Below are 15884 nucleotides of genomic sequence, written 5' to 3' on the forward strand. Positions count from 1 at the left end.
TGTAGAGAACGACAAATGGAATGAACGCCCCCACCTGCCGGGCGGGACACGCTAAAAAGGCGGACCCTCGCGGGCCGACGGCATCAAAGTGCCCAAAAGGAAGATCATTGAGGTCTTCATAGGCAAACCGGAGGGTCCAAATGAAGTATACGACGGTCGGGGTGGATATCGCGAAGAACGTCTTCCAGCTTCACTGGGTGGACGCCGGCACGGGTGAGATCGTGAACAGACAGCTGAAACGGGCTGCATTCCTCGAGCATTTTGCGAATCGCGAACCATGTCTGATCGGCATGGAGGCCTGCGGCGGCTCCCAGCACTGGGCGCGACGATTGATGGAGATGGGTCATCAGGTCAAGCTAATGCCGGCGAAGCTCGTCAAGGCCTTCAATATCGGCAACAAGAATCTATGGTCCTCCCCGTTTTTGCAACGCTGATTCCGATTTTGTGGTTGGCTTGCGTGAATCTATTCGGCGTCTTGAAGGGGATCACTCCCCGCGCCACGATGAGAGTCGCGCCCGACGAACCTCAGAACGATGGCGGCTTCATATGAGCCTATTCTTGTTTCGGGTTCCTCGTCGGGCCACTGTGCCGTTCACGTCATCAGGTGTCAGCGGTCGCAAAACCAGTTGGGTAACTTGTTTGGTGCTGTGTGAAACTCGCTATGCGGGCATGGCTGCAGCCCCAGCGTTAAAACTCGTCTTGCGCGCTGCGATCGCCCATGCGATTCGCGCGAATTTGTTGGCCAATGCGCAGGCCACAACATTGGAGTGTCGTCGCGCGAGCATTTGCCGCGTCCACGTGACCAATGGGCCTGAATTCTTGTCAATTCTCTGCATGAACACTCTCGCGCATTGAACCAGCAGCCGGCGGAGATTCTTGTCGCCTCTTTTACTGATGCCCAGAAGGTTCGCTCGGCCTCCTGTACTGTATTGACGCGGAACCAGACCTATCGAGGCCGCGAAATCACGGCTGCGGGCGTATTGTTTGCCATCGCCCATCTCTGCTGTAAGGACGCTAGCGGTGATCGGGCCGACCCCAGGGATCGTCAACAGACGCCGGCCGAGGTCGTCGTCGGCGAGTTGCTGTGCAATTTCCCTGTCGAGCTCCGCGATCTGTTGCGCAAGATACTTGTAGTGGGTATGTAAGCGTTCGAGAATGGTAACCAGACGCGGTGGCAATGAGTGTTCAGCGAGCAGGGCCGGGAGTCGCCTGACGACCGCGTTGCCAATCGGCAGGCTGATGCCGAACTCAAGCAGGAAGGCATCTAACTGGTTCGTTGTGCATACGCGATCGCGAATCAGTGAATCGCGTACCCGGTGTAGTGCGGACAGCGTCTGCTGCGATTCCGTCCTCGGAGTAACAAATCGCATGGCCGGCCGTGAGGCAGCTTCGCAGATTGCCTCGGCGTCAACAAAATCGTTCTTGTGTGATTTTACGAATGGGCGAACGAACTGCGGTGAGATGAGCTTGATCTGGTGCCCGAAGGTTGCAAGTTTGCGTGCCATGAAGTGGGCGCCGGCGCAGGCTTCCATAACTACCGTGCAAGCGTGAAAGTTACTTAGAAATTCGATCAGCTGCTGTCGCGATACCTTCTTGCGGAACACAGCCTTACCAGACTTGTCCTGGCCGTGTAGGTGAAACGAACGTTTGCCGAGATCGATTCCAATGACTGTTACGTCTTGCATGGCATTGCCTCCGGTTGAACGAGCCGATACAGCGTAACCCACTGTCAGGTGGGGAGGACCATCCCATTACGATCCCGCTGACGCTCGCGCGATCTGGATGGCCACGCAGATGCCGACCAAACCCGTCGCCGTAAAGACCGAGACTCAGCAGGCCGTCCTGGCGCTTCACCGGTTGCGGCAACAGAAGGTCAAGTTTCGCACTATGCGGATGAACACTCTGCGAGGTTTGCTCGCCGAATATGGCGAGGTGATGGCGAAGAGCCGCGCTGCGCTGGACAAGGCGATTCCGGGTGTGCTGGCGAGGCTGTCCGAGAGACTGCCGGCGATGCTGATCGACTCACTGCGCGAGCTATGGAACGATCTCGACCGGCTCGACAGGCAGATCGCCGACATCGAACGGCGTCTGCAGACGTGGATGAAAGAAGACAGGGCGTGCAAGGCAATCGCCGCGATCCCTGGCGTGGGGCTGCTGACGGCAACGGCGACTGTTGCCACGATGGGCGACGCGAAAGCGTTCAGGTCTGGGCGGGAATTCGCCGCCTGGCTTGGCCTGGTCCCCAAACAGATTGGCACCGGAGGCAAGGTCCAGTTACTGGGCATCAGTCGGCGTGGCGACACATACTTGCGAACGCTGCTGATCCGCGGCGCACGCAGCGTGCTCTTCCACGGGAAGCATGGCGGAACGTGGGCCGAACAACTGCACAAGCGGCGGCCGCCAAACGTGGCCGCGGTAGCACTGGCGAACAAGATGGCCCGGACAATCTGGGCGATCCTGGCATACGACAGACCGTACGATCCCGCCCATCTGACAGCAAGGGCGGCTTGACAGGTTTGACAGAAAAGTAAGCTTGCAGGAACGATGTCGAAAGGTTGCGTTGGCAATCGAACGTGATGACAAGACAGGTCGGACCTTGACTCGCAGAACCTGAAAGATAATTCGAGCGTTCAGCTCGTGCGACAAATGAGGTGCGAGTCAGCGGATTTCATCGGGGCCCGCAGCGTATGAAGCTGCAAGAGGCCGCATATAAAGCTGCAACCCATCCTGTCGAATCAACACGCAAGAAAACCTGGCGCATCGGGGGCGTTCATATAAATTATCTTGGCCGACCGGCCAAGATGGTTGTCGGTAAACCGGCCATGCCGCTTGACGCTATCCACGCCATGCCTTTACGCGGCGCTGCAGAGTACGCAGCTGGGCGCCAGAATACATTGCCGGTGCCATGGCGACGATACGCTCATGTAGTTTCTTCGCCGTGATGCCGGGCTCTGCTTCAAGCCATTGCTGTATTGTCGGCCAGGTGTGCTCGAACGGATCTTCCCGGCTGCGCCAGTCATGTGGCACGCGCGCCCTTCGATGATGCGTCGGTCTTACCTCGCCGTCCTGCCACGCTGTCTCAAGACACCAGGAAATCCGCGAGGGAAACGCATCCAGGTGTTTTTGCCTCCTTCGGCGCAGTGCCCAATTCGCTGCATTGCGCGACATGCTGCTGCGCTTCGCGCATTCGGCTCAGAAGGTCGAGCGGGTCGAGTGCCCGAAACTGAGCACGTAGTTTGCGTTTTGTCGCTTCCGGCACCGACGCCGAGCGCAGGACGCGCTCAAGTGGCGTCAAGGGCGCTTCATATCGCTTCGTGACTCTCGCGCCATGACGTGTCTTGGATTTCAGCTTGAATGAAGGCTGGAAGAAGTTAATGTACAGACGCGACACCGCGTAAAGGGAGGCAACGGTTTCCGTGGCTGCAATTCCACGCAACCTGCCATACCCGACGAGACGGCGCACGACTGATCCATTCTTTTGCTCGACCCACGCCTGGTCATTATCTGAGCAACTGCCAGAAGAAAAGCATCAAATATATTGATGCCAACGCACGATCGTCGTTGGGGGACCGCGCTGCTGGGTCGAGAGGCGGTTTCGGGCACCATGCGGGCAAAGAGTCCACGACTTTCCGGTTACTTTTTGATGCCATCTTCATTTCCTCGCAATTCCTGCCAACAGACTGTTGCCGTTCATCGAGGGGCAAGTGCCGCGGGCCAGCACGGTCCTGGTTCATGCACCTGTCGCGATCCCGCCGCCCTGGTAAGTGTTCATATTGTCCGCAGACTATTGCGGGTGGCCGTTTCGTGCTGAATGTCATTGAGTGTGCGCGTCGGATTATCTTCGTCATTTCCTCGTGTCCTCTGCATTGCGTTATCGCCGCCCTCCTTGCCACTGCGAGAACCATGGGCTCGACATACTATCAACGATATTTTATCAGGCATAAGTTACTTTTACTTTTCATCATCCGCGTCATTAATGTATAACTATGATTTTGGTTTCTATGGTCATCGTGGACTATAGGTCATCAAAAAGCGAAATTGGCTGCCACCTATAGTTTGCATAATAGAATGTGTTGAGTGCTCAGCCAGACCATCAGATGCTTGAACTTGCCGTTTTACAAAGTGGAGAAACGAAACCGATGATGAGAAGTTTACTAGTTGTTGCCCTTGCGCTCGGCGCATCGTATTGCGCTGCTGCTGAAACGTACGAAAGCTGCCCGATGCCTGCCAACATCAACATTGCGCGGGGTGTGTACACGGCAACAACCAACGATAACGAGGGTGAATGGATTGGTACTTCGAGAGGGCCGGGCGACGGTAATATCAAGGAATTTAATTCTGCCATGTTTTTTCCGCCGCAACTTGATAATGACGGTTCTGTGCGATCGCCGTTAGTCCGGTGCTCCTACGAACTTGCCCAAGGCGGCCATTTGGATCTACGGTTCGACCCTAGGCCGCCGCTACCTGGTCTAAGGGTCGATGTAGGTTTATGGCGCCGGAAATCCGGACCTTACGATCTCGACTACTATGAATGCACTGAGCGGGCCGCTTGGCGTTGTAGGTTCGAGGTCGTTCGGCGGCCCTGACCTGAGCAATCGTAAGCGTACGATTTCTCTCGCCTCGCTTTTGCGTTCAGCAAGATCCGCGATTTCGTCCGCAACACAGACTTGCGGGCGCAATGAGGCCCGGTCGAAAAGAATGTGAGCCAACGTTTCGTAATACCGAGAAGCGGAGGTATGGATGAATCGAATTTCAAAAGCGGTCTATACGAAGGAGCTCCGCGACAAGCGGTCAAGCTGACCTTGATTGAACGTGTTGGGATATCGGAAGATTTCTGACGATTGTCGGCTCCAATGAAAACGGAGGCAAACTGGGGGCGCTCGGCGAAGCATGTAAGCTCAAGGACGTCGGACGACAAACTCCCGGAGCTTGCCGGCTTAAGTTCGAGAATGGGGGGGCGCGGAATCTGAGGTTTTGCTTGCTGGTCATGTTGACAACTGTCTGGACCGTGAGAGTTTTGATGATTACGTTAAATTCTCAGGCGCTCTGGAAAATGGAAAATTCTTGTCGAGTGGGCGTCGAAAATTAGCGTTGACCAATGTCTTGGCTCAGACCATGTCCTAACTATCCGGATGTGAGGTCCAATGTAGTGCGAACTGCAGAGTGACTGTAGCGATGGACGTCGTATCGGAGCGCTTCGCCGCAGGCGAGAATGAACCAATAGGGAGTAGTAGTTTTGAAACTGAAGAAGAACATGAGGCGTGTTTGCACTCGGAATGCCGTGACACTCGCACTAGCCGTATGGCTCGTGACAGGCTGCTCTGCCGGGGCACAGCAGGATGCGTTCCTGCCGCTCGTGCGCAGCATGGCAGATCGCCTCAACACCGCGGACCAGGTCGCTTTGAACAAGTGGGACACGGGCCAACCCGTCTATGACCCTCAGCGAGAAGCGCAAGTCATTGCAAATGCGGTGGCGATGGCGTCTGAGTACGGACTAACCACGGAGGATGTGACAAACATTTTCTCGGACCAAATTGAAGCCAACAAAGAAATTCAGTACGAGCTGCTCAGTAACTGGATGCGTCAGGGCAATGCTCCCGCAACGCCTCGCCAGAGCTTGGCGGGCGTTATTCGACCAATTCTGGATAAGCTGCAGGCCAATATCATGCTGAATTTGAAGGGCGTGGCGCCTCTTCGCAGCAATACAGATTGCCAGACACAGGTTGCAACAGCAGTGGGGCGCGTCGCCCAACAAACGTCGCTTGATGCCCTACATCTCGCGGCCCTCGACCGTGCGGTCGCGCGGATATGTGTTACTCAGACAGGCTGATGGCTGGATCGACTGGAATGACGTCCGGAACGCGCCGGACTGGCGGCAAGGAAGGATCGTGCTGGAAGGTAGATTTAGTGCAGACGAGCTTCGCGCGATCATCGAGCTTCGGCGAAACACTCGCTACCAATAGTCGAGATCCCTGATCTCGCGCTTCTATCCCGGCTGTGATCCCCGTTACTGTCTTCCCGCCTCGATATTTGTGGCTTTGGCCTACTAGGCCCCGCATGATTCGCCCCCAGTGACCTGCTCCCAACGAGTAGAGCTAACCGAAACCTAGTGGAGTTCGTTCAGGAGAAGAAAACGAACATGGAGCAGCGCTTTACGGAAGGACAACTCATCGGTTTTCTGAAGGAAGCCGATGCCGGCATGCCAGTCAAGGAGCTATTGAGGTTTACTAAATTCATGACAACCGATTCTCTGCTGGTGCGTTGATCACGTCTCACACGACCATGTTGTTGCACTTATGACGGTCGCATGTCCGGAACTCGACATAGTGATGGGTTCCAGTCGGTCGGAACCTGCACTGACCGTCTCTTTATCGTGGCCCACAAATTGCGGGCAATGGCGGCACACCTCACCACAAGGAGTCTTCCATGCTCAGGAGAAGGATCGATCCACGAACGCTTGAGGCCATGCTTGTCGAAGCGATGGAAAACGCACTATCTGACTATGACTCATCGCTCGCGTTGGATGACGATTTAGAGGCAGTCGCCCAGTTCGTCGCCGCTTTCTCCGTTCGTGTGCATGGTGCGGACACCGAATCGGATACGTAACCTGTCGAGGATGCTGAGGCTGACGAGCGATATCTACGATTGGTGTGATGACGTTTTTTTCGCGACTCAGGGATTCGACGCTGCGCGATTGGGTCGCTCGCAGAGCGTACCTAAGCGAGCGGCTCGAATCCATCTCAGCAGCCGAAAAGCCGTGGGGACGATTAAGCCGCCGCATTCGCTTGCTGGCAGCGATTGGGAGCAGATGGAGCACCAGACGTTGGAAGAAGATTCAGCAAAAGGTGGATTGGCGGCGGTCCAAGGCGGTCGACTCAGAAAGACGTCAAAGTGACCGTCCACATGCGCGGGAACTGTTGGTGAAGCGGCTTCCCAGGACGCAGATGCTCATGCTAGGAAGCCGGACACGACCTAGTCATCGAATCCGCCCTTATCGTCAAGTCGGTTGCTTTTCGTGGTTTCACGCGGGGCGACTATGAGGCATACAGATTGCTTTTCTTTCGCCAAGCATGGTTAAGCTCGCGGCGACCATCCCGCACCGCGGATACATGATCTGCGACATTCGTTCGTCTGCCATCGATTGCAGGTACGCGCAAGGGGTGGACGTCGACCGCAACATTCTTGCGCTGTCGACTTACCTCGGGCATGCCAAAGTCACCGACACGTGCTGGTACGAAACAGCCTCGCCCGAGCTCCTGGCAATCGCAGCCCAACGCTTTGTGCGCCATCGCGGATGGTTCATCATGAACATATCAGCAGCGCAGTCCTTTCCAGTCCTGTTGCAGAAATTCTTCACGGAACGTTTGCTTCAGCAACGACGCGCAAGCCCATGCACTGTGGCGGCCTACCGTGACAGTTTCCGACCGCTGCTGGCTTTCGCGCATCAACGCTGACACAAGCGGGCTAGCGATATCACCGTCGAGGAACTGAACGCGCCATTCATCCTCGAGTTCCTTAAATACCTTGAACAGGACCGACATAATTCAATTCGTAGCCGGAATGCCAGGTTTGCCGCCATTCGATTGTTCATGGAGTACGTTTCGTTCGCTGAGCCGTCGGCCCTGTCCTTGGCACAATCCGTACTTGCGATTCCCATGAAGCGATTCGAGCAACCGCTCGTCGGATTTCTGTCTCGCGAGCAGATTGAGGCTATCCTTGCCGCTCCCGATGTTAGCACCTGGACGGGGCAACGCGACCACGTCATGCTGGCTACGCTTTACAACACCGGAGCCCGCGTTTCTGAGCTGATCGGTATGCGTGTGTCCGACCTCATGCTCGGGCCCACTACATGGGTGCTCATTCACGGCAAGGGTCGCAAGGAGCGTTCCGTCGCGCTATGGCCCGACACCGCGAGAGAACTCAAGCGTTGGCTTCGGCAATATCCCCGAACATCCGAGGAACCATTATTTCCTGGGCGGGCTGGCGCTTCGCTTACGCGCATCGGCTTAACCGAGCGGCTTAAGCTTGCAGTTCAGGGCGCCTCGCGACAGTTTCCCGAACTTGCGCGGCACCGCGTATTTCCACACCTGTTTCGACATTCCGTCGCGATGCATATGCTGCAATCTGGCGTGGATATTACGGTCATCGCATTGTGGCTCGGTCACGAGAGCCCTGTCACTACGCATCGCTATGTCGAAGCCGATCTGCAAATGAAGGACCGGGCACTGAAGGCACTCCACTCACCGTCGAGCAAGCCACTTCGCTATCGGCCCAAGGATGACCTTCTTCGCTTTCTGCAAGCGCTGTAGTTATGGATAGTTCGCTATTGGTCACGTCGCCGAGAACACATCGGCATTGATGCCGTCTCCCCGCAAATGCGAGGGCGCGGCATCATTGCCACCCATTCAGCATGCCTAATTCATCCAAGCCTTCCATAACTAAGACCTTTGGATAGTTCCGGTTATAGAAGAGCTTCTATAAGCGCCGCGTGGTTGTTCTCGGACACCGTCGAAAGCGCGAATGCAAGCGCCAATCTGTATACGCTGGTCGAAACGGCAAAGGCCAACGGCATCGATCCCTACCGCTATCTCACCTGGCTGTTCCGGCGTCTGCCGTTGGCGACGACCGTCGACGACTACGACGCGCTGCTTCCCTGGAAGATGCCGGCTGATCTCCGCTGACCCGCGCTACTACCACACCTCACGTGTTCTGCCACCTCGCTCCGAGGGGCGCCGTTCGTGGACCGCATACTATTAATCACCGGTGTTACTCCGGCCTTGCGGCGTATCCCTTCACAAGTGTCTTGCGCTGCTTACCCAGATCCCGGCATCGATCTGAAAATATTCCTGGAACAGTATCGATTGATTGCCGTGTGTTCCCACACAGCATGCCGACGGCCGGTCGCTAGCGTAGTGCGGGAGCAATCGTCAGTTCATGCAGGAACGTCTCGGCAACGGTCGCCCAGACCGCATCCTGACGAAGCAAGCCGCCTTGGCGTCGGACAATCGCAATTAGCACTGGTCTGAACAGTATCGCGCTGCCACGAAAGACGCCAACGATTCTCGACAACACCGAACCGAAGCTTCTCCGGTTCCAGCATTAACTATCTCAATGTGCAGGTCTCGTATTCGTGCGAAACCATCGCACCGGGCTTCAAGTCGTTAGCATAGACAATGCACATGAGTTCGTCCAAGCCGTGAGCCGTCGTCTCCGAGCGTTCAAGGATGCGGCCACGATCGTAGACAAGCGGGCCCATCACATTTCGATGATAACGGATGCGTTCCTTGTTGGCGAACACACAGATCGGGATGGGATGCTGCAGCTCGATGTTGCTCTGACCACAAGTCCAGCCGATGCGTGGACGTGGGACTTAATTGTCGACAAGTCGCCGTAACTTGTCGGCGCGATTTGGCTGCATCAGTTTTCGCATCGCCTTGCTTTCGATGTACCTGATCCGTTCGCGCGTCAGGTCGAATTGTTTGCCAAGTTCCTCGAGCGTGTAGCCGCACGCTACATCAATCCCGAACCGCATTCGCAGTACTTTCGCTTCACGCGGCGACAATGAATCCAGCGCTTCGTCGGTTGCGGCTCGCAGGTTCGAGCGCGCGGCCGCATCCGCAGGGGATCCAGCCATTGGATCTTCGATCATATCGCCAAGCGTGGCGTCGGCATCTTCGCCCACTGGCGTCTCGAGCGATAGCGGTTGCCTCATGACCTTCATGTATGTCACGAACGAATCTTGTCTTCTGATAATTCCATGCGCTGAGCCTGCGTATTCCACGCAAATCGAGCAGCCGTACCGCGGCAAAGCGAGCAGACATTCCACGCGAAGCCGAGCGGGGATTCCACAGCAAAGCGAGCGCTGCGGACGTGGCGACGCGGGGTGAGTTCTTTTACTCCTTCTCGTCTTCGATGGTCAAACCATTTCGGCGCTTGCGCATCGACTCGCCCGATAGTGTGAGCCGATGCGCGTTGTGAACCAGCCGGTCGAGGATCGCGTCTGCAAGCGTTGGATCTCCGATGGCGGCATGCCAGCTGTCGACTGGAATCTGGCTGGTTACGATTGTCGAACGCCGGCCGTGCCGGTCGTCGAGCACCTCGAGCAGATCACGCCGCGCCGAATCCGACAGCGGCGCCATGGCGAGGTCGTCCATGACGAGGATGTCGGTTTTCGCCCATTGCGCGAGCAGCTTCGCGTAACCGCCGCTACCGTGCGCGATGGCCATCTCCTCATTGAACTTCGGCATGCGTAGATAGCGGGCCGAGAAGCCCTGACGGCATGCCTGGTTGACCAGCGCGCATGCGAGCCAGCTTTTGCCAAGGCCGGTCGGCGCGACCAGAATCACGTTCTGGTGCGCCCGGATCCATTCGCCAGTGAGCAGTCGGGCGAGTAGAGCGCGGTCGAGTCCGCGGGGCTCGCGGTAGTTGATGTCTTCAGGTACCGCGTCAGGGAAGCGCAGCTTCGCGCGGCGCAGCCGCGCCGTGAGAAGGCGTGACTCGCGTTCGCTTGCTTCGCGTTCGACGAGCAGCCCGAGGCGCTCCTCGAAGCCGAGCTGATCGATGCTGTTCTGGGATTGCTGGTCGGCCAGCGCCGCGGCCATGCCGAACAGGCGCAGCTCGTGCAGCCGCTCAACGGTCGGGTGATGCAGCATGTCGATGATCTCCTTTCAGTGGTAGTAGGACGGCCCGCGCACGTTGGCGTGCACGAGCGGCAGTTCGGTCTGGGCGACGGGCGCATCGGCCTTGCTCTCCAGGCCATTCTTCAACGTTGAGGCGATGAACCGGTAGCTCGGCGCTTTCAGATCAATGGCGCGCTGGCAGGCGGCTTCCAGCCGCGCACGGCCGTAGTCTTTGCCCATGCGCAGCACCCCCAGGCAGGCGCGGTAAGCCTGCTGCGGATGCTGGCGACCGCCGAGCAGATGTTCGATAACCGCAGCGGTATGCGGACCGATGTCGGTGGCCCAGTTGATCAGCCGTTGCGGATTCCACTCCGTGGTGGCGGCCCGATGATTCGGCGGCATGTGCGCAGCGATCGTGGTGTGATGGCCGCGGCGCTCGCTCTTCGCATGCGCGGCAATTCGCTGACCGCGCAGGAAGATCTCGACCGTTGTCTTCGTATGGCGCACGTCGACCTGCTCCCGGGCGTGGCAGTACGAGACCGAGTAATAGTGTTCGTCGAGCTCGACGTGGTAATCGATGCCGACGCGGGCAACCTTCCACTGCGCGTACTGGTAAGGCCGTCCCGGCAGCGGGCGAAGTGCCGGGCGATCAAGTTGCTCGAAAGCGCTGCGGCGGCAGCCGGGCAGCTTCTTGAACGGCCTGTTGTTCAGTTCGACGAGCAGCGCGGCGATTGCCCGATTGGCTTCGTCGAGGCTGAACAGCCGCTGGTTGCGCAGCCGGGCCAGAATCCAGCGCTGTGCCAGGAGTACCGACTGCTCGACCTTCGCCTTGTCGCGGGGCCGACGTTTGCGTGCCGGGATGATCGCCATCGAGTAATGGGCAGCCATCTCGCCGTAGGTCCGGTTCAGAACCGGATCGTAGAAATCGGCCTTGTGTACGCCGGACTTCAGGTTGTCGGGCACCAGGATCTCGACACAACCGCCGATGAAGTTCAACGCGCGCACATGCGAGCCGATCCAGTCCTCAAGCTGCTGGGTCCAGGTGACCTCGGCATAGGTGTAGTTCGATGCGCCGAGCGTCGCGACGAACAGCTCCGCCTCGCGGATCTCGCCCGTGTGCGGATCAACGATACCGAGCCTGTTACCCGAGTAGTCGATGAACAGCTTCTCGCCGGGCGTGTGCGTCTGGCGCAGCGTAACCGGCAAAGCCGCTGCCCAGCGCTCGTAGTGCTTGCAGAACCAGCTGTAGCCGTAACCCTCGGGCTCCTGGGCCTTGTACTCGTTCCAGAGCAGGTCGAGCGTTACGCCTCGCCTGCCAAGCTCGCGATGCACGAGCGGCCAGTTGGGCAGCGGGCGTGTCCGGCTCAACGACGGCGGCGGCGGAAACAGCAGCGCCTCAAGCGCCGCGTCATCCAGCGACATCGCCTTCCCGAAGTCCAGTTGCGCACGCCGCGCACGGTCCAGGTAGTCCCAGACCGTCGCGCTCGAAGCGCCGATCGTCGTCGCGATCTCGCGCTGGCTGCGTTCACACACGAAGCGCAGGCGCAGCACTTCCCTGATTTGACGCATGGATAACCTTTTATTCGACATTCGGCGGCCCGACAAAATCGTCGAGCGTGCCATGGTTATCCGCGTCGCCGTCTCCCCAGCTTACTGCTCGGTTACGCGTGGAATTCGCGCTCGGGCAGCCGTGGAATCCTTGCTCGGTTTGCCGTGGAATCGGCGCTCGCTTTGCTGTGGAATCCGTGCTCGGTTTGCCGTGGAATCAGCGTTCGGTTTGGCGTGGAATACGCACTGAGCCAACGCAGCAAAATTAGCCTTGTGCCAAGTCTCGTGCAAAATTTCCCGCGAAATCCGGTTTAACTTGTTGATTGACTCGATCATATGCAAGGGGACTCGGATTGCGCGCGCCTGATCCGCAAGACAACGCGTGACTGCCTGCCTGACCCACCATGTTGCGTAAGTTGAAAACTTCCAGCCGCGTCGATATTGAAATTTGTCGACGGCTTTCATCAGGCCGATGTTTCCTTCCTGGATCAGATCCAGAAGGGGCACGCCTCGGTTCGCGTACTTTTTCGCGATAGAGACCACGAGACGCAGATTCGCCTCGATCATCTTGCGCTTCGTCTGACGCATCTTCGACTCGGCTGCCATCATCTGCCGGTTGATCTTCTTCAAGTGTTGCAAGGGCAGGTCGGCCTTGGCCTCAATATCGATAAGCTTCTGCTGTTCAGTCTGGATCTCCGGTAGACTGCGTGAAAGTGCCGCACCGTACTCGCGGGACGTCGCCGAGTTTTCAGTCCACGCGAAATCAGTTTCGTATCCCAAAAACGACTCGACGAATCGCGCGCGGCATGCCGCACCGGTCAACGGCAATCTGAAGAATACGTCGCTCGACCACACGTACCTGTGCGACTTGCTGTTGCACATCAGCGCATAGCGCATCGATAGTCCGTGCCGTGAAGCGAACAGCCGCAAGCTCCCGCTGGATCGCTTCAAAAAGGCGCTCGCGGGCGACCTGTCCATTTTCTTGCGCGGCGTCGGCTTCTGAAATCTGTTCGTACAGGGCACGAACTCGCGCAAAGATAGCGAGGCCGTCTCTCGTGAGCTGTTTCATTCGCGGTTCGCTCCCCTTCACCATGTCCCGGTCTTCGACGACCCTGCCCTCACCGCTGTCGCTCCACGCGTCGTCGCCCTTAGCGCTGTCCTGTTCAATGTCCGGGGTTTTAGCCGGCTCTGGCAACGACCGAAGGACCGCTTCGGAGTCTTCATTAAGCCCGTCGACCAGTTAATCGATGCGCACTTCACCAGATTGAATCTGCTTCACCATTCGAAGGATCGTGAAGACAGTCAGCGGGCAGCGTGCGATCGCCAAGCCCATTTCGTGGAGCCCCTCTTCGATGCGTTTCGCAATCTCAGTTTCGCCCGCGCGAGTCAATAATTCGGTCGCACCCATTTCACGCATATACATCCGAACGGGATCCGTTGTGCACCCGAATTCAGAATCGACGGTTGAAAGCGCGCCGCCTTCGGCCTCCAGGTCTGCCTTGTCGTCCGACGTGGCTGCCGGCGCCGCCTCGTCCAGGAACGGCTTCTCCGTGTCAGGCGCCTGCGCGTAGACTGCAATGCCCATGTCGTTGAACGTGCTGGCAATGATTTCAATGGCCGCGGTATGCACAAAATTGTCGGGGAGATGATCGTTGATTTCCGCATGAGTCAGGTAGCCGCGCTGGTTGCCGAGTCGGATGAGAGCGCGCATCCAGCGCTCCCGCTGCTCTTCGTCCTGCGATGTCCCGTCGATCGACTACAGGGGTGTTACGGGTTCGACCTTCGACGCGCGCGGGACCGACGTGTTCAGGGCGGACGAAACTGTGCTTGGACGTGAATAGGTCCAATCGACCTTTGACATAGATTCTCCTGGACGGTTGCCCGGCAATCGCGACCAGCGACTGTCCGCACTCGGCCGACGAGCCGCGCACGTCTTGTGGTTACAGACGGACACGGGCTGTGGAATCGCAACGGGCAATGAATGCGCGGCTCCTAAATACGGGCGGACGCGAGGGAACCGCAAGATTTCCTAGTGTATCGGCCGCCCTCAGTACCTCCTCCCGCTTGGGCTCTGGATTGACCCTCCTTAGCAAAGCCGATATTCTCCCTCTTTTTGACAGAAATCCGGCATCCGCCGGGTTTCGGTGAATGGCTGGGCGTTTATGGCGCCTTGGGCGCGCGCATCGGCGCATTGGCGCAATCTCGAACGCGCCTGTGGGCATGGATTTCACATCCGCCCCCGGGCGGCGGTCCTTACCGGGCGCGGCACGAACTCGCACCCACGCCACAAAATGCACATCGGCGCCGGCGTACTCCAAAGCTGAATGAGAGAAGCTGACAGTGCGGAAGCACCTTGGTGCCGAAATCTGCCTATGCCGGCTCTTGACCATATGCGGGCGTGAAAGGAGTAAATGAAATGAAGCCGCGGCTGATCCTGACAATATTGATCGCATATCTGCTGTGCGCTTGTGTTGGAGGGCACGGGTCGTCTTCTGCGCCAGCCCCCTCAGTAGTGACAGGCTTGCGGTCCAATTTCAATCAGACCGCAATTACCGCGCGTCTGCCGACGGACACCGGCGGTTTCGCAACGGCGACCGGATCGGACGATCCAGCCGTCACGGTCGACAGCCTCGCTGATCTGCTGGCAGCGTTCAGCGCGCGACAGCACCACATCCTAGTCAAGGGCGAAATCTACGGCGGACCGCGACTGACGACCATCACCTTCGCCAGCACGGACTGGAACAACACGACGATCGAAGGCGCCAGCGGTGGCAATGCGGTGCTGAAAAACGTCCAGCTTAAATTCGACGGCGAAATGCTGCCGGCAGACCAGAACATCCAGAATGTCGTGATCAGAAACATCACTTTTCATGGCGTCATCGGAGATCTACAGGCCCTACCCGCCCAAGTCTACGGCACATCCAACAACGCCGGCATCAACTATGAAGGCGTGTCGCTGCGACGGGTCACCAATGCATGGGTCGATCATTGTTCCTTCTACGACACGAGCGACAATCTGATGAGTGTGACGCTGTCATCGGATAATGTGACGGTCTCGTATAGCCGGTTTTATTTCACCAATGAATGGCGGGCGATGCGCCCCGATCCCCTGTGGGACTGGACGGGCAAGAACCAAGATCTGGCCAATGAACGCCTGGCGATGGTAGTGGGCGCATCTCGGCAGGATTCGTATGCATATGGTGGGCACAGGCTACATGTCACCTTGCACCATAACCAGTTCGGCCCCAACCTAAAGGGGCGTCCGCTGCTGCGGGGCTGGGTCCACGCCTACGACAATTATTTCGATAACGACGCCGCACCGACTGGCCTCACGGCCGTCGGGTCAGACGAGACCCAGTACAACGCCCTGCAGATCGGAAGCGGCAGCGTCGTCTATGTTGAAAGCAACTATTTTCTTAAAACTAACCAGAGCATTCAGGTCGGTCTGGATTTGCCGGACGATGTCTACTCTTTTCATGAAAACGCAAACCAATACGTTCAGTCCACCGGCAGATCGGCAAAGGGAGAGGCTTTTTCAATCGCGCCCGTCGGTTACGCCTATCGAGTTGGGACGGCCTCGTCCGTTCTCAACGCCGCGTCGGCCTACGGTCCTCGCTAGTGCCAGCGATCAATCAGGACGACTTCCCGCTGGCTGTCGGATTCGTCTCGCTGGCATTGACGTCAGTGCCTCGGGGCGGCCCTTTCACGATCCAACGA

Annotated in this window: 11 protein-coding genes and 7 pseudogenes; 11 read left to right on the forward strand and 7 right to left on the reverse strand. The window is 57.8% G+C overall.

Going from position 1 to position 15884, the window contains the following annotated elements; all coding sequences use genetic code 11:
- Positions 1-140: 140 nt before the first annotated feature.
- Positions 141-404 (forward strand): annotated as a pseudogene (locus BC1002_RS34460) (IS110 family transposase); the annotation flags it as partial.
- A gap of 255 nt (positions 405-659) precedes the next feature.
- Here BC1002_RS34460 and BC1002_RS34465 read toward each other — a convergent pair.
- Positions 660-1685, reverse strand: coding sequence for an IS110 family RNA-guided transposase (locus BC1002_RS34465; protein ID WP_013094577.1), 1026 nt, complete (start codon positions 1683-1685; stop codon positions 660-662).
- A 70-nt stretch (positions 1686-1755) separates the two neighbouring features.
- Here BC1002_RS34465 and BC1002_RS34470 point away from each other — a divergent pair.
- Positions 1756-2511: pseudogene (locus tag BC1002_RS34470) on the forward strand (IS110 family RNA-guided transposase); the annotation flags it as partial.
- 568 nt (positions 2512-3079) lie between these two features.
- Here the strand turns inward: BC1002_RS34470 and BC1002_RS39300 are convergent.
- Entirely contained in the window at positions 3080-3463 is a 384-nt protein-coding gene (locus tag BC1002_RS39300; protein ID WP_238538097.1) for a hypothetical protein, read from the reverse strand.
- 679 nt (positions 3464-4142) lie between these two features.
- Here BC1002_RS39300 and BC1002_RS39935 point away from each other — a divergent pair.
- The 6 genes and pseudogenes from BC1002_RS39935 to BC1002_RS39305 form a co-directional block, all read left to right on the forward strand.
- Complete coding sequence (locus BC1002_RS39935) at positions 4143-4586, forward strand: DUF3757 domain-containing protein (RefSeq protein ID WP_375791836.1); 444 nt, start codon at positions 4143-4145, stop codon at positions 4584-4586.
- Positions 4587-4740: 154 nt separating this feature from the next.
- Positions 4741-4915 (forward strand): annotated as a pseudogene (locus BC1002_RS38685) (IS3-like element ISBvi4 family transposase); the annotation flags it as partial.
- Positions 4916-5254: 339 nt separating this feature from the next.
- Positions 5255-5830 carry a chorismate mutase gene (locus BC1002_RS34475; protein ID WP_041736272.1) on the forward strand — a complete coding sequence of 192 codons (576 nt, stop codon included), beginning with the start codon at positions 5255-5257 and terminating at the stop codon, positions 5828-5830.
- A 309-nt stretch (positions 5831-6139) separates the two neighbouring features.
- On the forward strand, positions 6140-6265 hold the full coding sequence (locus BC1002_RS39510) for a hypothetical protein (protein ID WP_013094579.1): 126 nt from the start codon (positions 6140-6142) through the stop codon (positions 6263-6265).
- 161 nt (positions 6266-6426) lie between these two features.
- Positions 6427-6606, forward strand: coding sequence for a hypothetical protein (locus BC1002_RS34480; RefSeq protein ID WP_013094580.1), 180 nt, complete (start codon positions 6427-6429; stop codon positions 6604-6606).
- Between the two features lie 475 nt (positions 6607-7081).
- A pseudogene (locus BC1002_RS39305) lies at positions 7082-7280 on the forward strand (tyrosine-type recombinase/integrase); the annotation flags it as partial.
- Between the two features lie 33 nt (positions 7281-7313).
- Here the strand turns inward: BC1002_RS39305 and BC1002_RS39670 are convergent.
- Positions 7314-7541: a hypothetical protein gene (locus tag BC1002_RS39670; RefSeq protein ID WP_337999527.1), complete on the reverse strand. Its 228-nt coding sequence runs from the start codon at positions 7539-7541 to the stop codon at positions 7314-7316.
- A 48-nt stretch (positions 7542-7589) separates the two neighbouring features.
- Here BC1002_RS39670 and BC1002_RS34485 point away from each other — a divergent pair, with 48 nt between their 5' ends.
- A complete protein-coding gene (locus tag BC1002_RS34485; RefSeq protein WP_337999528.1) occupies positions 7590-8309 on the forward strand; it encodes a tyrosine-type recombinase/integrase in 720 nt (239 codons plus the stop codon).
- Positions 8310-8489: 180 nt separating this feature from the next.
- Positions 8490-8681: pseudogene (locus BC1002_RS34490) on the forward strand (transposase domain-containing protein); the annotation flags it as partial.
- 689 nt (positions 8682-9370) lie between these two features.
- On the opposite strand, the pseudogene BC1002_RS34495 reads toward BC1002_RS34490, so the two are convergent.
- The 4 genes and pseudogenes from BC1002_RS34495 to BC1002_RS34510 form a co-directional block, all read right to left on the reverse strand.
- Positions 9371-9768 (reverse strand): annotated as a pseudogene (locus tag BC1002_RS34495) (sigma-70 family RNA polymerase sigma factor); the annotation flags it as partial.
- Between the two features lie 125 nt (positions 9769-9893).
- On the reverse strand, positions 9894-10652 hold the full coding sequence (gene istB, locus BC1002_RS34500; protein ID WP_013094450.1) for an IS21-like element helper ATPase IstB: 759 nt from the start codon (positions 10650-10652) through the stop codon (positions 9894-9896).
- Positions 10653-10667: 15 nt separating this feature from the next.
- The gene (gene istA / locus BC1002_RS34505) at positions 10668-12209 is read right to left on the reverse strand and encodes an IS21 family transposase (protein WP_083788781.1); all 1542 of its coding nucleotides are present in this window, start codon (positions 12207-12209) and stop codon (positions 10668-10670) included.
- A 204-nt stretch (positions 12210-12413) separates the two neighbouring features.
- Positions 12414-13878: pseudogene (locus BC1002_RS34510) on the reverse strand (sigma-70 family RNA polymerase sigma factor); the annotation flags it as partial.
- A gap of 705 nt (positions 13879-14583) precedes the next feature.
- Here BC1002_RS34510 and BC1002_RS34515 point away from each other — a divergent pair.
- On the forward strand, positions 14584-15786 hold the full coding sequence (locus tag BC1002_RS34515; protein WP_013094581.1) for a pectate lyase family protein: 1203 nt from the start codon (positions 14584-14586) through the stop codon (positions 15784-15786).
- The last annotated feature ends 98 nt before the right edge of the window (positions 15787-15884 follow it).

It is taken from the genome of Paraburkholderia atlantica (assembly GCF_000092885.1).
GTDB classification, from domain to species: Bacteria; Pseudomonadota; Gammaproteobacteria; order Burkholderiales; family Burkholderiaceae; genus Paraburkholderia; species Paraburkholderia atlantica.